Source organism: Mesorhizobium sp. M7A.F.Ca.CA.002.09.1.1 (assembly GCF_003998555.1).
In the GTDB taxonomy this organism is placed as follows: Bacteria; Pseudomonadota; Alphaproteobacteria; order Rhizobiales; family Rhizobiaceae; genus Mesorhizobium; species Mesorhizobium ciceri.
Map to the genome: position 1 here is coordinate 1 of NZ_RZRR01000565.1, position 3,779 is coordinate 3,779.

The following is a 3,779-nucleotide window of genomic DNA, read 5'->3' on the forward strand; positions in this document are numbered from 1 at the left end:
TGCCGCTGACGTTGGTCAGCCTGACATTGTTGGCGCCGCCGACCGAATTGGTCGAATCGAGCGCGATGCTGGCGGCGACGCCAGAGAGATTGATCGCCTGGCCGGTGGTCGCCCTCACCGTTTCTGCGGCAGCGGTAGCTGTGATGCCCATCGTGCCGCCGGTTCCAACAATTCCGGTGCCGCTGGCGGTGTCGATGGTCCCGCCGCCGGTGAAGCTGACCGTGCCGCCGGTTTGCGAGACGCCGACGCCGGTGGTCGTGTCAATGTTGGCGAGGCCGGTGATGTTGAGCGTACCGCTCGCCACCTGAATGCCGCCGCCCGCCGTGACGGCGCTGTTCAGTGTCACCGTGTTGAAGGTGAAGACGCCGGTGTTGCCGGCGTTGATCGCCATAATGCCGGCAGTCGTCGCCGCGGCAACGCTCGTGTTGCCGGTGACGGTGAAGGTACCGGCGACGCCGTCGAAAATGATGCCGCCGCTGCTGCCGCCTGAACTGATGCTGGTCACCACCATATTGACGGTCAGCGGATCGAGATCGAACGCCGCGCCATTCCCCGTGAAGACGCCGCCGCTGCTGCTGTTCAGCGTGAAATTGGTGGTCTTGGTGTTGGCTAGGACGCCGGTGCCGCCATTGTTGAAGACGCTGAACGCGCCGAGATCGAGGGTGCCGCTGGTGTTGGTGAAGCTGAGGCCGTCGCCCTGGACGCGCCCTGGGCCTGGTGAGCCAACACCGATCGTTCCGGCGCTGACAGTGCCGCCGGCGCCGTTGGAGTCGAAGCGGACATTGTTGAAGGCGATGCCGCCGCCAGTGCCGCCGAGCACAGTGTTGTCGGCAAAGGACTGGATCTCGACCGAGTTGTCCGTCGCGCTGATGTTCTGGCCGGCAAAGGACGCGGCCAGCGCCGATCCCGTCGATTTCAGCGTATTGCCGTCGATCGAAAGCAGAAGCGTGTTGGCCGGCGCAGCTGATGTGGAGAAATCGAGCGCCCTGCCGCCGGCCGCGATGTCGTTGTTGCGGAGGAAGAAACTGGAGGCGGACGTCGCGTTGACGGCGACACCAGTGCCGGTGCCTGTGTTGCGGATGATGAGGTTCTGGAGGCCGCCGGTGACGACGCCCGAGCCTGATGTCGCCAGATCGACCACCGAGCCGGCGGTGTTGCTCTGCAGGATCGGCCGTAGCGTGTCGATGCCCGCCGGTGCCGCGATGATCGGCGAGTTTTGCACGGTGGTGAAATGGAACGCAGCCGAAGCGCCGGCGCTGGTATCGACGCCGAGCTGCGAGACATCGACGGCCGCGTCGTCGCTCTTGAAGGCGAGCAGTACCTGCCCGTCATCGAGCTGGAACGACGTACCGCCGAGGTCAATCGTCGCCTGGCCGCCGTCGACGTTCTTGTCGATGAGCACAATGACATTGGCGGTAGATGCCTGGGCGTTGGTATAGGTGCCCGGATTGAGCAGGCTGCCGTCGCCAAGGGCGGTGGCATCGGCGGTGACATAGTAGACCTTGTACGAAGACAGGTTCGACGTGTCGCCGCTGAAGTTGACGTCGTTGAAATTGTAGTCGCCCGATGTCGGCAGCGTGTCGGTGGCGTGGATGACCTGGCCGTTGCCGAAGGTCTCGATCTTCGATTCGGCCGGGCTGCCGCCGTCGCCGAACACCAGCCTGGCGTTGGTGGCGCTGGAGAACTGGACGCCCTGGGCGACCTTGGTGATGGTCGACGTCTGACCAGCAGGGCCAGGATTGTTGTTGAGGAGGTCACCGAGCTGGATCTTGCCGGTGCCGGTTGTCGTCGTGCCGGCCATGTCGATGCCGAGCGAACCGGTGGAGTTGCCGCCGTCGACATCGAAATCGTCGGCCGTGATGGTGCTCGTGCCGAGCGCCGCGCCATTGAGGTCGAGGCCGACGGCGTTGGTGGCGCTTGCCGCGATCCCGATGTTCAGGCTGTGGAAATCCAGCGTCGAGCCGAGCGTGCCGGAAACCTGGACGCCGGTGCCAGTGATGCCCTGCAGGTCGACCGCCCCGAGATCGATGGCGCCGCCGCTGACATTGTTGAGTGATATGCCGGTCGCCGCGCCATTGGTCGAAATCGTGTCGAACTTGATGCCGTCCGCGCCGACCGTCGCGCCTGTCGCCCCGGCCACGACCGCCGTCGCATCGCCAAGCTTCAGCGCGGTTCCCGTGCCGGTGGTGATGGTGTTGCCGGTGCCGCTGACGCTGATCGTGCCGGCGCCGAAGGTGCTGGCGCTGAAGCCGGCGCCGCTGGCGGTGGTGATCTTGAGGTTGCCGCCGGTAAAGGCGAGCGAGCCCGTGCCCTGGGTCGGGCCGATGCTGGGGAGCTTGACGATGGCGCCGTTGGCGCCGCTGCTGGTGTCGAATATCTTCGAGGTGCCGGAGAAGGTGGCCGTTCCCTCGGACGATCCGTCAAACAAGACGCCGACGGCGCTCCCGGTATGATTGATCGTGCTCGAAATATTGTACACGCCCTCGGCGTTGCCGCTGAAGGTGAAGACCGCTGTCCCCGGCAGTGCTACTGCCGAGGTCGAAACGACCGAACCGCTCATGTTGAGCTCGCTCCAGTCGCCGCCGCCGACTTGCAAGACGCTACCCGCGCTGACGTTGATCGAGCCGGTGTAGTTCAGTGTGGCGTGGACAAGATCATTGCCGCCGGCGAGCGTGATCGCTGAACCAGTGGTGCTTGTCGTCGCGCCGATGCTGGCGCTGCCGCCATTCCCGCCAACGTTGACGGTCCCGCTCGAGGTCGTCAATGCGATACCGATCTCGGCGCCATCGATGTTCAGGGTGGATCCGGCGACATTGGCGATGTTTATGGTGCCGACCAGCGGCCCACCAATATCGAACCCTCTGTAGCTGACGTCGAGATCGGTCTTGCCGGTGAAATTGACCACGCCGGCGCCGCTCAGGCCGATCAATGAAGCGCCGATGTAGCCGGTATCCCTCAGGCCGCCAATGTTGACGTCGCCGCCGAGATTGATACCTCCAAGCAGCACACCAGCGCCGGTACTCGTGGATACGGCCGAGACGCTGTCGAAGGCAACGCCGCCGGCGCCGACATTGGCGCCGAACAAGATAAGACCGTCGGCGCCGGAATTGATCTCGTTGCCCGTGCCGGTGACCGTAACGGCGCCGGTGGTAAAATCTCCGAAGGCGATGAAGCCGGTGCCGGTCGTCGTCGTTATGTCGAGACCGCCATTGGTGAAATTGATCGCGGAATTGGTGTTGGGGGCCGGTGTGCCTGCGGGGAAATTGCCAACGAGACCCAGGCTGACGGCGTCCGTCGCGCCCGAGCTGATCACCTTGCTGGTGCCCGAGAAGGTGATCGCGGCCGAGTCGTTGCCGGCAATGACGATATTGCCGCCAGCGGCCGCGTTGGTATCAGTCAGGTTGCCCGACAGCGTCACCGAGCCGCCAGTCATGCTCTGGATCGAAACAGCCGCGCCGGTGCCGTTGCTGTTGATGGTGCCGGCATAGGAGATGATCGCGCTGCCGCCGCTCCCGGCAGTCGTCGAGCCGACATTGAAAGCCGTGTTCGCGCCGGTGTTGGTCAGCGTGCCGTCGCCAATGGTCACCGTGCCGGTCAGGTTCTGCAGGTTGATGCCGCCGCCGGTCAGCGTGCCCGCCGGACCGCTGTTGGGCAAGCTGCCACGCGTGACCGTGATGTCGCCGCTGCCGCCATTGGCGTCGAGCAGCGTGCCGGCGACGTTGATGTTGTTGTTGGTGATCGACAAATTGGTGTCGAGGCCGACGACCTTGAACCTGTCT

Annotated in this window: 1 pseudogene; it reads right to left on the minus strand. The window is 64.7% G+C overall.

The features are described 5' to 3' along the window. Positions 1-3,779 (minus strand): annotated as a pseudogene (locus EN994_RS22050) (hypothetical protein); the annotation flags it as partial.